The following is a 17,456-nucleotide window of genomic DNA, read 5'->3' on the forward strand; positions in this document are numbered from 1 at the left end:
AGGGGGGTAGGTTCACGGTCGATTAGATATGCAGGATGAATTCGCGAACCAGCTTGCTGCCAAAATAGGCCAGCATCAGCAGGAGGAAGCCGGCCAGGGTCCAGCGAATGGCCTTGTGCCCGCGCCAGCCAAGCTGGTGGCGACCCCACAGCAGTACGGCGAATACCAGCCAGGCCAGGCACGATAGCAGGGTCTTGTGCGCCAGGTGCTGGGCCAGCAGGTTGTCGACGAACAGCCAGCCAGACAGCAGCGACAGGGTGAGCAGCGCCCAGCCAGCCCAGAGGAAACCGAACAGCAGGCTTTCCATGGTCTGCAGGGGCGGGAAGTTGCGGATCAGTCCGGATGGGTGCTTGTGCTTGATCTGGTGATCCTGCAGCGACAGTAGCAGCGACTGGAACATGGCGATGGTCAGTACGCCGTAGGCGAGGATCGACAGCAGGATGTGGGCCAGGATGCCCGGCTCCTCATTGATCGGGCTCAACGTGCCGGAGGGCAGGAACTGCGCCAGCAGCACAGTCAGGCAGCCCAGCGGCATGAGGATCAGCAGCAGGTTTTCCACCGGGATACGCGCGCAGGCCAGCAGGGTGATGGCGATGACCGCGTAGGCGATCAGGCTGGCCGCGTTGAAGAAGTCGAGGCTCAGGCCGGCCGTGGCATGCAGCTGTATGAACAGGCTGCCGCCATGGAAGAACAGGGCGATTACCACCAGCAGCGCGAGGAGCAGCTTGTTCGGCAGTTCTTGCCTGGCCAGGCGCAGGCCTTGGTAGATAGTGGCGCCGGCGTAGAGCGCAGCGGCGGCCAAGCTGGGCAGCAGAGGGTGCATAAGTCCTTGTAACGCAGGGCCCGAAAGGTCGAGAGTTTGGCATATAAGAAGCATTCCACGAAAGACCATCGGCGGTGTCGGCGGGCCGGGCACTTGGTTATACTGCGCGGCTTGTCGCAAGCCCCCGTTTAAGGAACGCGCATGTTCGAAAACCTAACCGACCGCCTGTCACAGACGCTGCGCCATGTCACCGGCAAAGCCAAGCTGACCGAGGACAACATCAAGGACACCCTGCGTGAAGTGCGCATGGCGTTGCTCGAGGCCGACGTCGCCTTGCCGGTGGTCAAGGATTTCGTCAACAAGGTCAAGGAGCGCGCCGTCGGCACCGAGGTGTCGAAGAGCCTGACGCCGGGCCAGGCGTTCGTGAAGATCGTCCGTGCCGAGCTGGAAGAGCTCATGGGTGCGGCCAACGAAGACCTCAACCTGGCAGCGACACCGCCGGCCGTGGTGTTGATGGCAGGTTTGCAGGGTGCGGGTAAAACCACTACCGCCGGCAAGCTGGCGCGCTTCCTTAAAGAGCGCAAGAAGAAGACGGTGATGCTGGTCTCGGCGGACGTTTATCGCCCGGCGGCGATCAAGCAGCTGGAAACCCTGGCGGGCGACATCGGCGTGACGTTCTTCCCGTCCGATATCAGCCAGAAGCCGGTGGCTATCGCCCAGGCGGCGATTGCCGAGGCCAAGCTCAAGTTCATCGACGTGGTCATCGTCGACACCGCCGGCCGTCTGGCCATCGATGCCGAGATGATGGCGGAGATCCAGGCCGTGCACGCGGCGATCAAGCCAGTCGAGACCCTGTTCGTGGTCGACGCCATGACCGGTCAGGATGCGGCCAACACGGCCAAGGCGTTCGGTGATGCGCTGCCGCTGACCGGCGTGGTGCTGACCAAGGTCGACGGTGATGCCCGTGGCGGTGCTGCGCTGTCGGTACGGCAGATCACCGGCAAGCCAATCAAATTCCTCGGTATGGGCGAGAAGAGCGACGCGCTCGAACCGTTCCATCCGGACCGTATCGCCTCGCGCATCCTCGGTATGGGGGACGTGCTCAGTCTGATCGAGCAGGCCGAGCAGAGCATCGACCGGGAAAAGGCCGAGAAGCTCACCAAGAAGCTGAAGAAGGGCAAGGGCTTCGATCTCGAAGACTTCCGTGACCAGCTGCAACAGATGAAGAACATGGGCGGCCTCGGTGGCCTGATGGACAAATTGCCGTCCATCGGTGGCGTCAACCTGTCGCAGATGAGTGGCGCCCAGGGCGCTGCCGAGAAGCAGTTCAAGCAGATGGACGCGATCATCTGCTCGATGACCCCGGCCGAACGCCGCGATCCGGACATCATCAGTGGCTCTCGCAAGCGCCGCATCGCGCTCGGTTCCGGCACCCAGGTGCAGGATGTCGGGCGGCTGATCAAGCAGCACAAACAGATGCAGAAGATGATGAAGAAATTCACCGCCAAGGGCGGCATGGCCAAGATGATGCGTGGTCTTGGCGGCATGATGCCGGGCGGCGGTATGCCGAAGCTGTAACCCTGCAGCAGGCTGCAAGCCGTGCAGTGCTGCACTCTTGCGGTTTTTTGCAGGTGATTTGATCGCGCCGCCGACCGGCGGACCCAAAAAGAGATTTGCAAACGGCTGCATAATCCTTAGAATATGCGGCCTTTCGGGCCTAGGCCCTCAAAGTGTGCCTTTTAGTTTTGCAAGCACCGACTACAGGAACGATGTTCACATGGTAACCATCCGTCTTGCCCGTGGCGGCTCCAAGAAGCGCCCCTTCTACCACCTGACCGTGACCAACAGCCGCAATGCGCGCGATGGTCGCTTCGTCGAGCGTATCGGTTTCTTCAACCCGGTCGCCAGCGGTGCGGAAGTGAAGCTGTCTGTTGATCAGGAGCGCGCTACCTATTGGCTGAGCCAAGGCGCCCAGCCGTCTGAGCGCGTTGCTCAGCTGCTCAAGGAAGCTGCCAAGGCTGCTGCCTGAGTAACATGACCACGATGCCGACCGCCGAGGACCTGATCGTTCTCGGCAAGATCACTTCGGTGCACGGCATTCGTGGCGAGGTGAAGATTTATTCCTTCACCGATCCGATTGACAACTTGCTCGATTATCGCCGCTGGACTCTCCAGCGTGATGGCGAGGTCAAGCAGGTTGAGCTGGTCAGCGGACGCTTGCAAGGCAAGGTTCTGGTGGCGAAGCTCAAGGGCCTCGATGACCGCGAAGTGGCACGTACCTTCGCGGGTTTCGACATTTGTGTGCCCCGAGCCCAGTTGCCGGACCTGGCTGAAGACGAGTTCTACTGGTACCAGCTGGTGGGTCTCAAGGTCGTCGATACGCTCGGGCAACTGCTCGGCAGCATCGATAGCCTGATGGAGACCGGTGCCAACGATGTCATGGTGGTCAAGCCCTGTGCGGGCAGTCTGGATGATCGCGAGCGCCTGCTGCCGTATACCGCGCAGTGTGTGCTCAAGGTAGACCTTGAGGCCGGCGAAATGCAGGTCGACTGGGATGCCGATTTCTGAGCTGTCAGTCTCTTGTGCGAGCGAGTGCCATGCGTGTTGAAGTCATCAGCATCTTTCCGGAGATGTTTGCCGCGATCAGTCAGTACGGTATTACCAGTCGTGCGGTGAAGCAGGACCTGTTGCAGTTGAACTGCCACTACCTGCGTGATTTCACCGATGACCGTCATCAGACAGTGGACGACCGGCCTTTTGGCGGTGGTCCCGGCATGGTGATGAAGATCAAGCCTCTGGAAGGCGCTCTGGCTGCGGCCAAGGCATCTGCCGGAGAGCAGGCGAAGGTGATCTACCTGTCGCCGCAAGGCCGCCAGCTTAATCAACTGGCAGTGCGTGAGCTGGCTGGCGAAGAGGCGTTGATCCTCATCGCAGGTCGCTACGAGGGAATCGACGAGCGCTTCATCGAAGAGCATGTCGATGAAGAATGGTCGATCGGTGACTACGTTCTCTCCGGTGGTGAATTACCGGCGATGGTCCTGATCGATGCAGTCACACGTTTGTTACCCGGTGCATTGGGCCATGCAGATTCGGCCGAGGAAGATTCGTTTAGCGACGGTCTGCTCGACTGTCCGCACTACACCCGTCCGGAGGTGTATGCGGGAAAGCGTGTTCCTGAGGTGTTGCTTAGTGGCAACCATGAACACATCCGGCGTTGGCGTTTACAGCAGTCCCTTGGTCGGACCTGGGAACGCCGTGCTGATCTTCTGGATAGCCGCTCGCTTTCTGGGGAAGAGACCAAGCTGTTGGCGGAATACATCCGTCAACGGGACGATAGTTAACGTATCGATGGCAGGCCGCGGCTTGTCTTAGGAGCACAGCATGACTAACAAAATCATTCAGCAACTCGAAGCTGAGCAGATGACCAAAGAGATCCCGACCTTTGCCCCGGGCGACACCGTTGTCGTTCAGGTGAAAGTGAAGGAAGGCGATCGTTCGCGTCTGCAGGCTTTCGAGGGCGTGGTTATCGCCAAGCGCAACCGTGGTCTGAACAGTGCTTTCACTGTTCGTAAGATCTCCAACGGTGTTGGCGTTGAGCGTACTTTCCAGACCTACAGCCCGCTGGTTGAAAGCCTGGCCGTCAAGCGTCGCGGCGACGTGCGCAAAGCCAAGCTGTACTACCTCCGCGACCTGTCCGGCAAGGCAGCACGCATCAAGGAAAAACTGGCCTAATCGCACAGTTTTACTTGTCGAAAAAAGCAGCCCACGGGCTGCTTTTTTCTTGCCCGAAATTTCCCTTTTCTGCATGACCGCCGCATAGAACAACTACAACGCCGCAGAACAGGCAGCCACCGAATTTTATTCAGGTAGTCGTGGCATGACCCCCAGAGAGCAAGAGATCCAGCGCCGTACCGAATTGTCGGAAACCCGCGTGACCAAGGCGGTATTCCCGCCGACCACCAATCATCACAACACCCTGTTCGGCGGCACGGCGCTGGCGTGGATGGATGAGGTGTCGTTCATTGCGGCCACGCGTTTCTGTCGTTTGCCGTTGGTGACCGTGTCCAGTGATCGTATCGACTTCAATCATGCGATTCCGGCCGGCTCCATCGTCGAACTGGTCGGTCGGGTGATCAAGGTGGGCAATACCAGCCTCAAGGTCGAGGTCAACGTGTACGTCGAGAGCATGTACAGCGATGGTCGCGAACAGGCTATCAGTGGTGTGTTCAGCTTCGTTGCCATTGGCGAGGACAAGAAGCCGATTCCGGTACTGCCGGAGCCGGCTCAAGCAGCAGAATAAAAAAGGCGCCTCCAGGGCGCCTTTTTTCTGGGTTTCGGTTACTCCTGTGCTTCTTCGATCAGGGCCACCAGGGTCCAATCCGGGCCTGGGGTAAAGGCCAGGGGTTCGCTGGCGACATGCACGCGCTCGCGTGGGTCGATGGCCAGCAGCAGGTTGGCGCGATGGCCATGCAGTGCCTGGTATTCACTCCAGCCGAAGTTAGGGGTCAGCGTGGTGCTGCGTATCTCGGCGCCACGGGTCAGCAGTCCCGCCAGCTGTCCGTAGGTCTGTGCCGGGTAGCCGAAAGGCTGGCCACGGTACTCGTGGCTGGCGCGATGTTTCTCGCTGAGTCGCTGCTCGCGCTGGTTGGGCAGGCTGTACAGGTTCTTCTTGCCGAAGTCCGGACGGAAGCAGGTGCAGGCCAGGCTGTTTTGTTCGCTGGACGGCGATAGTGCGAGCAACTGGCCGATACCGGTCAGGTCGAGGTTGGCGTCGGCGTGTTGCGAGGCCGGGTTGCCGAAGTAGGTGGGCAGGTTGTCCATGCGTGCCGCGCTGATGTTTTCCCAGGTCGAGTCGGTCAGCAGGATGCTGGTGCCTCGCTGTTGCAGGGCCTTGCCAATGGCCCGCGCGACCGGGTTGGCGCCAATGATCAGGAAACCGTGGGCGGCCGGTTCGGCAACCTTGAGCAGGCGGGCCAGCGGGCGTGCGGTGGCGCTTTGCAGAACGACGGTGCCGATGATCACCAGGAACGTCAGTGGCACCAGCAGTTGAGCCTGTTCGGAGCCATGCTCCTGCATGCGCAGGGCGAAGATCGCCGAAACAGCAGCGGCGACGATGCCGCGCGGAGCAATCCAGGCCAGCAGGGCGCGCTCCCGCCAGTTCAGGCTGGAGCCGTAAGTGCTCAGTGCAACGTTCAGCGGGCGTGCGACGAACTGGATCACTGCCAGCAGCACCAGGGTCGCCGGGCCCAGCGCCAGTAAGGCGTGTAGATCCAGGCGGGCGGCGAGCAGGATGAACAGGCCGGAGATCAGCAGCACGCTGAGATTCTCCTTGAAGTGCAGGATGTGCTTTACATCCACGCCGCGCATGTTGGCCAGCCACATGCCCATCAGGGTCACGGCCAGCAGGCCGGATTCGTGGACCAGCAGGTTGGCTGAAATGAAGATGCCCAGTACAGCCGCCAGCGCGGCGAGGTTTTCCAGGTAATCCGGCAGCCAGTGGTGGCGCAGCAGCAGGCCGAACAGCCAGCCACCAGTGACGCCGAACAGCGAGCCGCAGATGATCACTTCGGCGAAGGTAAACAGGCTCTCGCCCCAGGGTGTGCCGCCGCTGTGGCTGGCGATGAAGCTATAGACCACCACGGCAAGCAGGGCGCCGATGGGGTCGATGACGATGCCTTCCCAGCGCAGGATGTTGGCCACCGAGGCGCTAGGCCTGACCACGCGCAACATGGGGATGATCACCGTGGGGCCGGTGACCAGGGTCAGGGTGCCGAATAGAATCGCCAGGTCCCAGGGGAAATCCAGCAGGTAGTGGGTGGCGACAGCAATCACTGCCCAGGTCGACAGGGCGCCGATTGTGACCAGGCGCTTGACCACGCTGCCGATTTCCCGCCATTCGCTGAGCTGCAGGGTCAGGCTGCCTTCGAACAGAATCAGCGCCACGGACAGCGAAACCAGCGGGAACAGCAGCTCGCCAAACAGCGCGCTGGGGTCCAGCCAGCCGAGCAGCGGTCCGGCGAGGATGCCGCTGATCAGCAGGAACAGGATCGCCGGCAAACGCAGGCGCCAGGCCAGCCACTGGCTGGCCAAAGCCGCCGCGCCGATGCCGCCGATGCCGAGGAGAATGTGGGTTTCGCTCATAGAGACTCCTTGTCTCTGGTGGTTCAGTAGAAGGCTATGAAAGACTAGTTCGTCTAACGCTAGTGAAGCAGTTTCTTATGCCAATTCTCGATCACCCATTGATTGATCGTTTTCTCGATGCCTTGTGGTTGGAGAAGGGGCTGTCGGTGCACACGCGAGATGCCTATCGCAGCGATCTTGGGCATTTTAATAGCTGGCTGCAGGAGCGCGGTGCCGAGCTACCGCAGGCGGGGCGCGAGATTATCCTCGATCACCTGGCCTGGCGTCTGGAGCAGGGTTACAAGGCGCGCTCCACGGCGCGTTTTCTCTCTGGTCTGCGTGGCTTCTACCGCTACCTGCTGCGCGAGGCGTTGATCGGCGAGGACCCGACCTTACAGATCGAACTGCCGCAGCTCGGTCGGCCGTTGCCCAAGTCACTGTCCGAGGCGGATGTCGAGGCGCTGCTGGCGGCGCCGGAGCTGGATGATCCGATTGGCCTGCGTGATCGCGCCATGCTCGAAGTGCTGTACGCCTGTGGCCTGCGGGTGACCGAGCTGATTTCCCTGACCCTGGAGCAGGTCAATCTGCGCCAGGGCGTGCTGCGCGTGTTCGGCAAGGGCAGCAAGGAGCGCCTGGTGCCGCTGGGCGAGGAGGCGATTGCCTGGATCGAGCGTTACGTACGCGAGGCACGGCCCTTTCTGCTCGATGGAAAACCCAGTGATGTACTGTTTCCCAGCCTGCGCGGCGAGCAGATGACCCGGCAGACCTTCTGGCACCGAATCAAGCATCAGGCGCGGGTGGCCTGCATCGCCAAGCCGTTGTCGCCGCACACCCTGCGCCACGCCTTTGCCACGCACCTGCTCAACCACGGCGCGGACCTGCGCGTGGTGCAGATGCTGCTGGGCCATAGCGACCTGTCGACCACGCAGATCTACACCCATATCGCCAAGGCGCGCTTGCAGGAGCTGCATGCGTTGCACCATCCGCGCGGCTGAAAAAGTCTGACTGGTTAACGGCGTGCGGGAGCGACAGCAGGTTCTCGCGGTCTATTCGTCCTGCGCTTACATCCGCCCGGCGTCTGTAATCGGCTCGCCGGGGCTTCTATGGTAGGCTTGGCCCATCGTTACAGGAGTGTTCCATGCACCTTTCCCGCTTTGTCGCCGGTGCCGCTTGCGGCCTGTTGTCCGTCGTCGCTCTGGCTGCTGATCCTGATCAGGCCATCCGTGCCACGCTGAGCAAACTGCAACCCGATCTGCCCGTCGAGGCAATTGCCGAAAGCCCGATGTCGGGGCTGTTCCAGGTTCACCTCAAGGGCGGGCGCATGCTCTACGCCAGTGGTGACGGCCAGTTCCTGATGCAGGGCAACCTGTACCAGGTCAAAAACGGTGATGCGGTCAACCTGACCGCGCAGGCCGAGAGCAAGGGCATCGCCAAGGTGATCAACGACATTCCGTTGAGCGAGATGGTGGTGTTTTCGCCGAAAGAACCGGCCAAGACCCATATCACCGTGTTCACCGATACCGACTGTGGCTACTGCCAGAAGCTGCACAGCGAAGTGCCTGAGCTCAATCGCGAAGGGGTCGAGGTGCGTTATGTCGCCTTCCCGCGCCAGGGCGTGGGCTCCCACGGCTACAACGGTCTGGTCAGCGTTTGGTGCGCCAAGGATCGCCTGGCTGCGATGGACAAGGCCAAGTCGCGTGAAGAACTGCCTGCCGGCAATTGTGAAAACCCGGTCGCCAAGCAGTACGAACTGGGTCAGATGGTCGGCGTCAATGGCACGCCAGCGATCATTCTGGCCAATGGCAAGATGATCCCCGGTTACCAGCCGGCGCCGCAATTGGCCAAGATTGCCCTGGAGGCCAAATAGGCCGGGCTTTCGGATCGATTGACCAAGTACCAGCCGCTTCGTAAAGTGCGGCTCTTTTCCGCGGCCGGGGCATCCCCCCGGCCGTTTTCGCAGTGAGATGGGGAGTTCAGCGTGAAGCCGGTAAAAGTAGGCATCTGTGGCCTTGGGACCGTCGGTGGCGGCACCTTCAACGTACTCAAACGCAACGCCGAGGAGATTGCCCGCCGTGCCGGGCGCGGAATCGAGGTTGCGCAGATTGCCGCTCGTCGTCCCAATCCGAAGTGTGATACCGGCGCTACCCCCATTACCGCCGACATTTTCGACGTGGCGACCAACCCGGAAATCGACGTGGTCATCGAGCTGATCGGTGGCTACACCCTGGCCCATGAGCTGGTGCTCAAGGCCATCGAGAACGGCAAGCACGTGGTCACCGCGAACAAGGCGCTGATCGCCGTGCACGGCAACGAAATCTTCGCCAAGGCCCGCGAGAAGGGCGTGATCGTCGCCTTCGAAGCAGCCGTGGCCGGTGGCATCCCGGTGATCAAGGCGATCCGTGAAGGCCTGTCTGCCAACCGCATCAACTGGTTGGCCGGGATCATCAACGGCACTGGCAACTTCATCCTTACCGAGATGCGCGAGAAAGGCCGTGCCTTCTCCGACGTCCTCAAAGAAGCCCAGGCCCTGGGCTACGCCGAAGCCGACCCGACCTTCGACGTCGAAGGGATCGACGCCGCGCACAAGCTGACCATCCTCGCCTCCATCGCCTTCGGCATTCCGCTGCAGTTCGACAAGGCCTACACCGAAGGCATCAGCCAGCTGACCAGCGCCGACGTCAACTACGCCGAAGCCCTGGGCTACCGCATCAAGCACCTCGGTGTGGCCCGTCGTACCGAGGCCGGCATCGAGTTGCGCGTGCACCCGACGCTGATCCCGGCCGATCGCCTGATCGCCAACGTCAACGGCGTGATGAACGCGGTGATGGTCAATGGCGACGCCGCCGGTTCGACCCTGTTCTACGGTGCCGGCGCCGGCATGGAGCCGACCGCTTCCTCCGTGGTCGCCGACCTGGTCGACGTGGTGCGTGCCTTGACCACTGATCCGACCAACCGCGTACCGCACCTGGCCTTCCAGCCGGATGCGCTGTCCGACCACCCGATCCTGCCTATCGACGAGTGCGAGAGCGCCTACTACCTGCGCATCCAGGCCAAGGATCATCCGGGCGTACTGGCCCAGGTGGCGAGCATCCTCTCCGAGCGCGGCATCAACATCGAATCGATCATGCAGAAAGAAGCCGAAGAGCACGACGGCCTGGTACCGATGATCCTGGTCACCCACCGGGTCCAGGAAGCGCGCGTCAACGATGCCATCGCCGCGCTGGAAGCGTTGAGCGACATCGTCGGCAGCGTGGTGCGTATCCGCGTCGAGCAACTGAGCTGAGGTAGAAAGCCATGCGTTATATCAGTACCCGCGGCCAGGCCCCGGTCCTCAACTTCGAAGACGTGCTGCTCGCCGGCCTGGCCAGCGATGGCGGCCTCTACGTCCCGGAAAACCTGCCGCGCTTCACCCAGGAAGAGATCGCCTCCTGGGCCGGCCTGCCGTACCACGAACTGGCCTTCCGCGTTATGCGCCCGTTCGTCACCGGCAGTATTCCGGATGCCGACTTCAAGAAGATCCTCGAAGACACCTACGGCGTGTTCGCCCATAACGCCGTGGCGCCGCTGCGCCAGCTGAACGGCAACGAGTGGGTGCTGGAGCTGTTCCACGGCCCGACCCTGGCGTTCAAGGATTTCGCCCTGCAGCTGCTCGGCCGTCTGCTCGACTACGTGCTGGCCAAGCGCAACGAGCGCGTGGTGATCATGGGCGCTACCTCTGGCGACACGGGCTCGGCGGCCATCGAAGGCTGCAAGGCATGCGACAACGTCGACATCTTCATCATGCATCCGCACAACCGCGTGTCCGAGGTGCAGCGCCGGCAGATGACCACCATCTTCGGCGACAACATCCACAACATCGCCATCGAAGGCAACTTCGACGACTGCCAGGAGATGGTCAAGGCCAGCTTCGCCGACCAGGGCTTCCTCAAGGGCACCCGTCTGGTCGCAGTCAACTCGATCAACTGGGCGCGGATCATGGCCCAGATCGTCTACTACTTCCACGCGGCCCTGCAGCTCGGTGGCCCGGCGCGCTCCATTGCGTTCTCGGTGCCAACCGGCAACTTCGGCGACATCTTCGCCGGCTACCTGGCGCGCAACATGGGCCTGCCGATCAGCCAGCTGATCGTCGCGACCAACCGCAACGACATCCTGCACCGCTTCATGAGCGGCAATCAGTATGTGAAGGGTGACCTGCACCCGACCCTGTCGCCGTCCATGGACATCATGGTGTCGTCGAACTTCGAGCGCCTGCTGTTCGACCTGCACGGTCGCAACGGCGCGGCTATCGCCGGGCTGATGGACACCTTCAAGCAGGGCGGCGGTTTCAGCGTCGAGGAAGACCGCTGGACTGAGGCGCGCAAGCTGTTCGACTCGCTGGCGGTGAATGACGAAGAGACCTGCGAGACCATCGCCGAGGTGTACAAGGAGTGCGGCGAGCTGCTCGACCCGCACACAGCCATCGGCGTGCGTGCTGCGCGCGAATGCCGTCGCAGCCTGGCCGTGCCGATGGTCACCCTGGGTACCGCGCACCCGGTCAAGTTTCCGGAAGCGGTGGAGAAGGCTGGCGTTGGTGCTGCACCGGCGTTGCCGCCGCACCTGGCCGATCTGTTCCAGCGTGACGAGCGCTGCACCGTGCTGGCCAACGACCTGAAGACCGTGCAGCAGTTCGTTGCTGCCCAAGGTAATCGCGGCAAGCCGCTGTAAGAGCCTGTTCTAAGCCTGCTGCGCGTCGGCATACGGCGTTAAAAATGACCTCGCGAGGCTTTCAACGGACTCTACCGCCAGCGCGCAAAGAAAAAGGCCAGTCACCGCAAGGTGCTGGCCTTTTTCATGTTCGGCGCAAACTCAGGGGTGATAAGCGCGGATAAAGAGGCTCACCACTTCCTGCACGTGCTCGTCGTCCGTCTGGCCGTCGGCCGGCTCGTTGCAGCCGATCATGCGGCGGAAGTTGCAGCCGCCCTTGATCAGGCTGAAGAAGTGCTCGGCTGCGCGCTGGGGATGCTTGACGCGCAACTGGCCAATTCGATTGGCCTGTTCCAGCAGGTGTTCCATGGCCATCAGCATGCGGTGGGGGCCGGCATCGTAGAACAGCTGTGACATCTGCGGGCTCTGCGCGGCCTGGGTCGTCACCAGGCGCATCATGGCAATCGACTCGTCGCTGTTGATCAACGTATTGAAGCCGCGACCGATGGCCAACAGCACCGTATCGATGGGCGTGTCGGCACGCAGTTCGAAGTACAGCGGTGGCAGCTGTTCCTCGCATTTGGCTTCCACCGCGCAGGCGAACAGCGTCTCCTTGTCGGTGAAGTGGCTGTACACCGTGAGTTTGGAAACGCCGGCTTCGGCGGCGATGGCGTCCATGCTGCTGCCCTCATAACCCTTGCTCATGAACAGGCGCTTGGCGGCCTCGAGGATGGCAAGTCGCTTGGCTGGGTCTTTGGGCCGTCCGGGGCCGCTGCTGGGTTGTAACAGTTTGTTGGACATTTCGCGTTTTAATACTGGACTGGTGAGTTTGCTATTTTTACTATACCGCTCAGTATAAGTATTCCAAGCATTCTTTGCGAAAGGTCATTCACCATGTTCCGCCATGCCCTGTCCCTCGCTGTGCCCGTCAGCCTGATCACCCTGTTGGTTGCCTGTGGCAACAGCGAACCCGTGGCCCCGCCACCTCGTCCGGCCATGGTGGTGCACCCGCTGCCGGCGGGGGATGCAGTGGATACCTATCCGGGTGAAGTGCGTGCGCGCTTCGAGTCTGAGCTGGCCTTCCGCATCGGCGGCAAGATCAGCAAGCGCCTGGTGGATGCCGGTGACCGCGTGCGCAAGGATCAGCCGCTGGCCGAACTGGACCCGGAAGACGTCAAGCTGCAACTGGAGGCCGCGCGTGCCCAGGTTGCTGCCGCCGAGGCCAACCTCAAGCTGGTGCGTGCCGAGCGTGATCGCTACCACACCCTCTTGGAGCGGCAGATGATCAGCCGCTCGCAGTTCGACAACGTGGAAAACCAGTACCGAGCCGGCGAAGCGCGGGTCAAGCAGATCAAGGCCGAGTTCAACGTGGCCAATAACCAGGCCGGCTACTCCGTGCTGCGCGCGACCCAGGCCGGCGTGATTTCCCGTCGCCTGGGTGAAGTCGGGCAGGTGGTGGCGGCCGGGCAGACCGTTTTCACTCTGGCCGCCGATGGCGAGCGTGAAGTGCTGATCAGCCTGCCGGAGCACGCCTTCGAGCGTTTCCGCATCGGCCAGGCGGTCAGCGTCGAGCTGTGGTCGCAACCGGGCAAGCAATTCCCCGGGAGCATCCGTGAACTGTCGCCGGCGGCCGATGCGCAGTCGCGCACTTTCGCCGCGCGAGTGACCTTCGCCGACGGCAAGGTCAAGGCCGAGCTGGGCCAGAGTGCGCGCGTGTCGATCAAGGCCGATGGCGAGGTGCCGCTGTCGGTGCCGATGTCGGCGCTGAGTGCGGAGAAGGACAAACCCTTCGTCTGGGTCGTCGACCCCAAGAGCGGCAAGGTGGTGCGCACCCCGGTGCTGGTTGGCGCTTATGGCCAGGAGCGGGCTTCCGTGTTGCAAGGTTTGAAGGAGGATGACTGGGTCGTGGCGGCCGGGGTGCATGTACTGCTCGACGGGCAGCAAGTGCGTCCGGTGGATCGCGACAACCGTCCGGTCGCACTGGCGGGCAAGGAGTAAGCCATGTCCTTCAACCTGTCCGAATGGGCGTTGCGCAACCGCAGCATCGTCCGCTACCTGATGATCGTCCTGGCCGTGATCGGCGCGCTGTCCTACACCAAGCTGGGCCAGAGCGAGGATCCGCCGTTCACCTTCAAGGCCATGGTCGTGCGTGTCGACTGGCCGGGCGCCACCGCCGAGGAAGTCTCCCGGCAGATCACCGAACGCATCGAAAAGAAGGTGATGGAGACCGGTGACTACGAGTTCATCAGCTCCTATTCGCGCCCGGGCGAGTCGGTGGTCACCTTCATGGCCCGCGACAACATTATTTCCAAGAACATCCCCGACCTCTGGTACCAGGTGCGCAAGAAGGTGGGCGACATCCGCCACACCCTGCCGCCGGGTATTCGCGGGCCGTTCTTCAACGACGAATTCGGCACCACCTTCGGCAACATTTATGCCCTCACCGGCGAAGGCTTCGACTACGCGGTGATGAAGGACTACGCCGACCGCCTGCAGCTGCAACTGCAGCGGGTCAAGGACGTGGGCAAGGTCGAGCTGCTCGGCCTGCAGGACGAGAAGATCTGGATCGAGCTGTCCAACACCAAGCTGGCGACCCTTGGTCTGCCGCTAGCGGCCGTGCAGCAGGCGCTGGATGAGCAGAACGCGGTGGCCTACTCGGGCTTCTTTGAGACGCCGACCGACCGCGTACAGCTGCGCGTGTCCGGGCGTTTCCAGACGGTCGAGCAGATTCGCAATTTCCCCATGCGCATCGGTGATCGCACCTTCCGCCTCGGCGACGTCGCCGAGGTCCATCGTGGCTTCAACGACCCGCAGGCGCCGCGCATGCGCTTCATGGGCGAGGATGCCATCGGCATTGCCGTATCGATGAAAGCCGGCGGCGACATCCTGGCGCTGGGTGAAGCGCTGGAGCAGGAGTTCGCCCGTACGCAGCAGGACTTGCCGGTGGGCATGCAGCTGCACAAGGTGTCTGACCAGCCGGCGGCGGTGAAGACCGGCGTGGGCGAGTTCGTTCAGGTGCTGGCCGAAGCGCTGATCATCGTGCTGCTGGTCAGCTTCTTCTCCCTCGGCCTGCGTACCGGCCTGGTGGTGGCGCTGTCCATCCCGCTGGTGCTGGCGATGACCTTCACCCTGATGAACTACTTCGGCATCGGCCTGCACAAGATTTCCCTCGGCGCGCTGGTGCTGGCGCTGGGGCTGCTGGTGGACGACGCGATCATTGCCGTGGAGATGATGGCGATCAAGATGGAGCAGGGTTACGACCGCTTCCGGGCGGCCAGTTTCGCCTGGACCAGTACGGCCTTCCCGATGCTCACCGGCACCCTGATCACTGCCGCTGGCTTCCTGCCGATCGCCACTGCGCAATCGGGTACCGGCGAATACACCCGCTCGATCTTCCAGGTGGTGACCATTGCACTGCTGGTGTCCTGGGTCGCGGCGGTGGTGTTCGTGCCGTACCTGGGTGATCGCCTGTTGCCGGACCTGGCCAAGCTGCATGCGAAGAAACATGGCGGCAACCCAGAGGGGCATGACCCGTACTCGACCACTTTCTACCAGACCGTACGCGAAGTGGTGGAATGGTGCGTGCGCCGGCGCAAGACCGTGATTCTGGTGACCGTCGGCCTGTTCATCGTGTCCCTGGCGTTGTTTCGCTTCGTGCCGCAGCAGTTCTTCCCGGCCTCCGGGCGCCTGGAGCTGATGGTCGACATCAAACTCACCGAGGGCTCGTCGCTTAAGGCTACCGAGGAGCAGGTCAAGCGCCTGGAAGCCAAGCTCAAGGATCATCCCGGCATCGAAAACTACGTGGCCTACGTCGGCAATGGCTCGCCGCGCTTCTACCTGCCGCTGGACCAGCAACTGGCCGCTACCCGTTTTGCCCAGTTCGTCATCCTGTCCAAGAGCATCGAGGACCGCGAAAAGCTGCGTACCTGGCTGATCGGGGTGATGAACGAGGACTTCCCCTTCACTCGCACCCGCGTCTCACGCCTGGAGAACGGCCCGCCCGTGGGCTTCCCGATCCAGCTGCGGGTCAGTGGTGAGCACATCGACGAGGTGCGCGCCATCGCCCGCCAGGTGGCCGCCAAGGTGCGTGAGAATACCCACGTATCCAACGTGCACCTGAACTGGGAAGAGCCGAGCAAGGTGGTCTACCTGAACATCGATCAGGAGCGCGCGCGGGCCCTGGGCGTGAGCAGTTCCGACCTGTCGAAGTTCCTGCAGAGTTCGCTGACCGGCTCCAGTGTCAGCCTGTTCCGCGAGGACAACGAGCTGATCGAGATCCTCCTGCGCGGCACCATCCGCGAGCGCCAGCAGCTTGAGCAGTTGCCGAGCCTGTCGGTACCCACCAGCAGCGGCCAGAGTGTGGCCCTGTCGCAGATCGCCACCCTGGAATACGGCTTCGAGGAGGGCGTGATCTGGCGTCGCGACCGCCTGCCGACCGTCACTATCCTCGGCGATATTTACGGCGGCGAGCAGGCCGCCAGCCTGGTCAAGCAGATCATGCCGACCCTGGAGCCGATTCGTGCCTCACTGCCCAGTGGTTATCTGCTGCAAGTGGGTGGCACGGTGGAGGACTCGGGGCGCGGGCAGAAGTCGGTGAACGCCGGCATCCCGCTGTTCATCCTGGTGGTGCTGACCTTGCTGATGCTGCAGCTCAAAAGCATGTCGCGCACCGCCATGGTGTTCCTCACCGCGCCATTGGGGCTGATCGGTGTGACCCTGTTCCTGCTGCTGTTCCAGCAGCCGTTCGGCTTCGTCGCCATGCTCGGTACCATCGCCCTGTCGGGGATGATCATGCGTAACTCGGTGATCCTGGTCGACCAGATCGAGCAGGACATCGCCGCCGGTCAGGATCGCTGGCACGCCATCATCGAAGCCACCGTGCGGCGCTTCCGGCCCATCGTGCTGACCGCCCTGGCGGCGGTGCTGGCGATGATCCCGATGTCGCGCAGCGTGTTCTTCGGGCCGATGGCCGTGGCCATCATGGGTGGTCTGATCGTCGCCACGGCGCTGACCCTGCTATTCCTGCCGGCGCTGTACGCGACCTGGTTCCGGGTCAAGGAAACGGAAGCCAGACCGCAGTAACCGCCCACAAAAAAGCCCGGCAGATGCCGGGCTTTTTTATGCCTGCTGCGGTGCGGCTCAGAGCGCGCCAAACACCTTCTTGGCCAGGCTGGTGGCAGCGCCGGCGGGGTTCTGGCGGATGCCGGCTTCCTGCTCGGCGATCATCTTGAACAGGCCGTCCAGCGCCTGTTCGGTTACGTAGTTCTCGACGTTGGCGCTTTTGGCGTCGACCACGCCGAAAGCGGCGGCCTGGCCGGCGAAGCTGTTGTACTGCTTGGCCAGGCCGACCTGGTCGGTGGCCTGCTTGACGATGGGCAGGAACTTGGCGCGGATCTGCTCGCGGCTGGTCTTGTTCAGGTACTGGGTGGCGGAATCATCGGCGCCAGCGAGGATGCCCTTGGCGTCCTGCACGGTCATTTTCTTCACCGCATCCACCAGGATCACCTGGGCTTGTGGCACGGCGGCTTCGGCGGCCTTGTTCATGCTCGCTTCGAGCTGTTCGACCTGGGCGCCCATGCCCATCATCTTCATGGTGCTGGCGGCCTTGCCGAGCTTGCCCGGCAGCTCGATGCGCACGTCGTCGTTGTTGCTGAAGCCACCGGGTTTTCCGAGTTGCTTGACGGCGATCTGCGCGCCCTGGGTCAGGGCATCCTTGAGGCCGCCACTGGCATCGCTCTGGCTCAGGTCGGCAAGGGACAGGGCGAAGGCGCTGGTGCAAAGGGCCAGGCCGGCAACGAGGGCGGTAAGGCGAAGCATGGGGACATCCTTTTACGGTAGAAAGTGCCGCGAGCTTAACGGAGCCGGGCGGCACAGCCAATCGGCCGTGCCA

Annotated in this window: 16 protein-coding genes; 12 read left to right on the forward strand and 4 right to left on the reverse strand. The window is 62.5% G+C overall.

What is annotated here, in order from left to right:
• Window positions 1-22: 22 nt before the first annotated feature.
• A complete protein-coding gene (locus H3H51_RS06015; RefSeq protein ID WP_183088143.1) occupies window positions 23-823 on the reverse strand; it encodes a cytochrome C assembly family protein in 801 nt (266 codons plus the stop codon).
• Window positions 824-964: 141 nt separating this feature from the next.
• Between H3H51_RS06015 and ffh the strand changes: the two genes are divergently transcribed.
• The 6 genes from ffh (at window position 965) to H3H51_RS06045 (ending at window position 5,063) form a co-directional block, all read left to right on the forward strand.
• A complete protein-coding gene (gene ffh / locus H3H51_RS06020) occupies window positions 965-2,341 on the forward strand; it encodes a signal recognition particle protein (RefSeq protein WP_183088144.1) in 1,377 nt (458 codons plus the stop codon).
• Between the two features lie 199 nt (window positions 2,342-2,540).
• Window positions 2,541-2,792, forward strand: a complete 252-nt coding sequence (gene rpsP / locus H3H51_RS06025; RefSeq protein WP_183088145.1) for a 30S ribosomal protein S16 — start codon at window positions 2,541-2,543, stop codon at window positions 2,790-2,792.
• A gap of 14 nt (window positions 2,793-2,806) precedes the next feature.
• Window positions 2,807-3,331, forward strand: coding sequence for a ribosome maturation factor RimM (gene rimM / locus H3H51_RS06030; RefSeq protein ID WP_183088760.1), 525 nt, complete (start codon window positions 2,807-2,809; stop codon window positions 3,329-3,331).
• Window positions 3,332-3,360: 29 nt separating this feature from the next.
• On the forward strand, window positions 3,361-4,104 hold the full coding sequence (gene trmD, locus H3H51_RS06035) for a tRNA (guanosine(37)-N1)-methyltransferase TrmD (protein ID WP_183088146.1): 744 nt from the start codon (window positions 3,361-3,363) through the stop codon (window positions 4,102-4,104).
• Between the two features lie 40 nt (window positions 4,105-4,144).
• The gene (gene rplS, locus H3H51_RS06040) at window positions 4,145-4,495 is read left to right on the forward strand and encodes a 50S ribosomal protein L19 (RefSeq protein ID WP_183088147.1); all 351 of its coding nucleotides are present in this window, start codon (window positions 4,145-4,147) and stop codon (window positions 4,493-4,495) included.
• A gap of 145 nt (window positions 4,496-4,640) precedes the next feature.
• Entirely contained in the window at window positions 4,641-5,063 is a 423-nt protein-coding gene (locus H3H51_RS06045; RefSeq protein WP_183088148.1) for an acyl-CoA thioesterase, read from the forward strand.
• A gap of 38 nt (window positions 5,064-5,101) precedes the next feature.
• Here H3H51_RS06045 and H3H51_RS06050 read toward each other — a convergent pair whose 3' ends face one another.
• On the reverse strand, window positions 5,102-6,904 hold the full coding sequence (locus H3H51_RS06050; RefSeq protein WP_183088149.1) for a cation:proton antiporter: 1,803 nt from the start codon (window positions 6,902-6,904) through the stop codon (window positions 5,102-5,104).
• 77 nt (window positions 6,905-6,981) lie between these two features.
• Here H3H51_RS06050 and xerD point away from each other — a divergent pair, with 77 nt between their 5' ends.
• The 4 genes from xerD (at window position 6,982) to thrC (ending at window position 11,587) form a co-directional block, all read left to right on the forward strand.
• Window positions 6,982-7,878 (forward strand): site-specific tyrosine recombinase XerD, encoded by an 897-nt coding sequence (gene xerD / locus H3H51_RS06055; protein ID WP_183088150.1) that lies wholly within the window; start codon window positions 6,982-6,984, stop codon window positions 7,876-7,878.
• 143 nt (window positions 7,879-8,021) lie between these two features.
• Window positions 8,022-8,750: a DsbC family protein gene (locus H3H51_RS06060; RefSeq protein ID WP_183088151.1), complete on the forward strand. Its 729-nt coding sequence runs from the start codon at window positions 8,022-8,024 to the stop codon at window positions 8,748-8,750.
• 111 nt (window positions 8,751-8,861) lie between these two features.
• Window positions 8,862-10,166, forward strand: a complete 1,305-nt coding sequence (locus H3H51_RS06065; RefSeq protein ID WP_183088152.1) for a homoserine dehydrogenase — start codon at window positions 8,862-8,864, stop codon at window positions 10,164-10,166.
• 11 nt (window positions 10,167-10,177) lie between these two features.
• Window positions 10,178-11,587 (forward strand): threonine synthase, encoded by a 1,410-nt coding sequence (gene thrC, locus H3H51_RS06070; RefSeq protein ID WP_183088153.1) that lies wholly within the window; start codon window positions 10,178-10,180, stop codon window positions 11,585-11,587.
• Window positions 11,588-11,728: 141 nt separating this feature from the next.
• On the opposite strand, the gene H3H51_RS06075 is transcribed toward thrC, so the two are convergent.
• Window positions 11,729-12,367, reverse strand: coding sequence for a TetR/AcrR family transcriptional regulator (locus H3H51_RS06075; RefSeq protein ID WP_183088154.1), 639 nt, complete (start codon window positions 12,365-12,367; stop codon window positions 11,729-11,731).
• Window positions 12,368-12,460: 93 nt separating this feature from the next.
• Between H3H51_RS06075 and H3H51_RS06080 the strand changes: the two genes are divergently transcribed.
• Together H3H51_RS06080 and H3H51_RS06085 are read left to right on the forward strand one after the other, a co-directional pair.
• The gene (locus H3H51_RS06080; protein ID WP_183088155.1) at window positions 12,461-13,564 is read left to right on the forward strand and encodes an efflux RND transporter periplasmic adaptor subunit; all 1,104 of its coding nucleotides are present in this window, start codon (window positions 12,461-12,463) and stop codon (window positions 13,562-13,564) included.
• 3 nt (window positions 13,565-13,567) lie between these two features.
• Window positions 13,568-16,648 carry an efflux RND transporter permease subunit gene (locus H3H51_RS06085; RefSeq protein WP_183088156.1) on the forward strand — a complete coding sequence of 1,027 codons (3,081 nt, stop codon included), beginning with the start codon at window positions 13,568-13,570 and terminating at the stop codon, window positions 16,646-16,648.
• 57 nt (window positions 16,649-16,705) lie between these two features.
• Here the strand turns inward: H3H51_RS06085 and H3H51_RS06090 are convergent, their stop codons facing one another.
• Window positions 16,706-17,383 (reverse strand): DUF4197 domain-containing protein, encoded by a 678-nt coding sequence (locus H3H51_RS06090; RefSeq protein WP_183088157.1) that lies wholly within the window; start codon window positions 17,381-17,383, stop codon window positions 16,706-16,708.
• Window positions 17,384-17,456 lie beyond the last annotated feature (73 nt).

The sequence above is a fragment of the Aquipseudomonas ullengensis genome (assembly GCF_014174475.1).
In the GTDB taxonomy this organism is placed as follows: domain Bacteria; phylum Pseudomonadota; class Gammaproteobacteria; order Pseudomonadales; family Pseudomonadaceae; genus Aquipseudomonas; species Aquipseudomonas ullengensis.

Coding starts and splice junctions, on each gene's coding strand:
- xerD (WP_183088150.1), top strand. CDS start 6,982: ATGCCAATTCTCGATCACCCATTGATTGATCGTTTTCTCGATGCCTTG.
- ffh (WP_183088144.1), top strand. CDS start 965: ATGTTCGAAAACCTAACCGACCGCCTGTCACAGACGCTGCGCCATGTC.
- H3H51_RS06075 (WP_183088154.1), bottom strand. CDS start 12,367: ATGTCCAACAAACTGTTACAACCCAGCAGCGGCCCCGGACGGCCCAAA.
- rpsP (WP_183088145.1), top strand. CDS start 2,541: ATGGTAACCATCCGTCTTGCCCGTGGCGGCTCCAAGAAGCGCCCCTTC.
- thrC (WP_183088153.1), top strand. CDS start 10,178: ATGCGTTATATCAGTACCCGCGGCCAGGCCCCGGTCCTCAACTTCGAA.
- trmD (WP_183088146.1), top strand. CDS start 3,361: ATGCGTGTTGAAGTCATCAGCATCTTTCCGGAGATGTTTGCCGCGATC.
- H3H51_RS06085 (WP_183088156.1), top strand. CDS start 13,568: ATGTCCTTCAACCTGTCCGAATGGGCGTTGCGCAACCGCAGCATCGTC.
- H3H51_RS06080 (WP_183088155.1), top strand. CDS start 12,461: ATGTTCCGCCATGCCCTGTCCCTCGCTGTGCCCGTCAGCCTGATCACC.
- H3H51_RS06090 (WP_183088157.1), bottom strand. CDS start 17,383: ATGCTTCGCCTTACCGCCCTCGTTGCCGGCCTGGCCCTTTGCACCAGC.
- H3H51_RS06045 (WP_183088148.1), top strand. CDS start 4,641: ATGACCCCCAGAGAGCAAGAGATCCAGCGCCGTACCGAATTGTCGGAA.
- rimM (WP_183088760.1), top strand. CDS start 2,807: ATGCCGACCGCCGAGGACCTGATCGTTCTCGGCAAGATCACTTCGGTG.
- H3H51_RS06060 (WP_183088151.1), top strand. CDS start 8,022: ATGCACCTTTCCCGCTTTGTCGCCGGTGCCGCTTGCGGCCTGTTGTCC.
- rplS (WP_183088147.1), top strand. CDS start 4,145: ATGACTAACAAAATCATTCAGCAACTCGAAGCTGAGCAGATGACCAAA.
- H3H51_RS06050 (WP_183088149.1), bottom strand. CDS start 6,904: ATGAGCGAAACCCACATTCTCCTCGGCATCGGCGGCATCGGCGCGGCG.
- H3H51_RS06015 (WP_183088143.1), bottom strand. CDS start 823: ATGCACCCTCTGCTGCCCAGCTTGGCCGCCGCTGCGCTCTACGCCGGC.